The organism is Candidatus Symbiothrix dinenymphae (genome assembly GCF_001431085.1).
In genome coordinates, this window is sequence record NZ_BBRU01000020.1 from 1 (window position 1) to 1,498 (window position 1,498).

Annotated in this window: 2 protein-coding genes; both read left to right on the forward strand. The window is 43.3% G+C overall.

The features are described from left to right. The coding region (locus tag ASC50_RS00475) for a helix-turn-helix domain-containing protein (RefSeq protein WP_304518298.1) at positions 1-317 on the forward strand (317 nt) is incomplete at its 5' end. Then, on the forward strand, positions 310-1,498 hold a 1,189-nt coding region (locus ASC50_RS00480), incomplete at its 3' end, for a sensor histidine kinase (RefSeq protein WP_056928557.1). The genes ASC50_RS00475 and ASC50_RS00480, both read left to right, overlap by 8 nt.

A 1,498-nucleotide genomic window follows, 5' to 3' on the forward strand; every position in this document is an offset into this window, starting at 1 on the left:
AAAACTTGCAACTATCCGTCGATGCCATCGCAAAACTACAAGCCTGTCGCTGGTCGGGCAACGTCCGCGAATTGCAACACACCTTAGAAAAGGCGGTTATTCGGTCGGAAAACACTGTTTTGCAGCCGGCTGATTTTTACCTGCAAAAATCAAATTCTGCCGACCTTGGGTTCGATAATCTGACTTTGGAGGATGCGGAAAAAATCCTCATTCAAAATTCCTTGAAACGCAACAAAGACAATCTGTCTGCCGTAGCCGCGGAATTGGGCATCACGCGACCCACATTATACAGTAAAATGAAAAAATACAATGTTTAAATCCATACAATACAAACTCTATATTTATACGGTATTGCTGGTCGTGGCAGTGTCGGGGACGACTTTTGCCTTTTTTGCCAGCACCTATATCTATGTCGTGACGGGCGTAATCCTGATTTTGATTTGCCTGTCTGCTTTGAGCAAATGTTACCAACGTTACAATCGAAATATCCTGTTTTTGCTCAATGCGTTGGATAACGGCGATTATTCCTTTCATTTTGCGGAAACCAAACTGTCCACTCGCGAAAAAGAGATGAACATGATGATGAATCGCATCAAGGAAATTTTGGCGAATGCCCGCAAGGAAGTGATTGAAAATGAGCATTTTCTGAGTTTAATTCTTGAATGTGTTTCCACCGGAATTATTATTGTCGACGACCGGGGCATCGTCCAAAAAGTCAATCAATCGGCTTTGGATATGTTCGGATTCCCGATTTTTTCGCATATCAATCAGTTGCAAGCCGTGAACGAAACTTATCCGGCATTGTTTCACGGTTTGAAAGCAGGCGACAGTATTCAGATTGCCTTGCCGACCGAAAGGGAAGAATTGTCCATCAGTTTGCAGGTTTCCCAAATCCACCTCAAACGGGGAATGATGCGCATTCTCACACTAAACAATATAGGTAACGAATTGGAAATGAAAGAGATGGAGTCGTGGATTCGCCTCATCCGCGTGATGACTCACGAGATTATGAATTCCATTGCGCCAATCACTTCGCTGAGCGAAACGATGCAATTTTTATATCAGACGGAAGATAACGTGCAAGCCTTGAAACAGAACACATTAGAAACATTTGAAACCATCAACACCACAGCATCCGGCTTGTTGTCGTTTGTCGATTCGTATCGAAAATTCACGGCAATACCCAAACCGGAAAAGCGCGATTTCAACCTGAATGCCTTGGTGGACAAAGTAATCAAACTTCACGAGCCACTTCTGCGAGAAAAAGACATTGAATTAAGCAACCTGTTGCCCGAAACGATTTCTATTAATGCCGATGAAAATCTAATTGCCCAAGTATTGATTAATTTACTGAAAAATGCCATTGAAGCCGTAGAATCCGACAATCACGGGAAAATTATCCTCACCGTTGGCAAACAGACACCGGATAGAATCAGCCTCAACATTGCCAATTCCGGTCAGCCCATTCCGCCGGAAGTGTTGCCGCATATCTTTATTC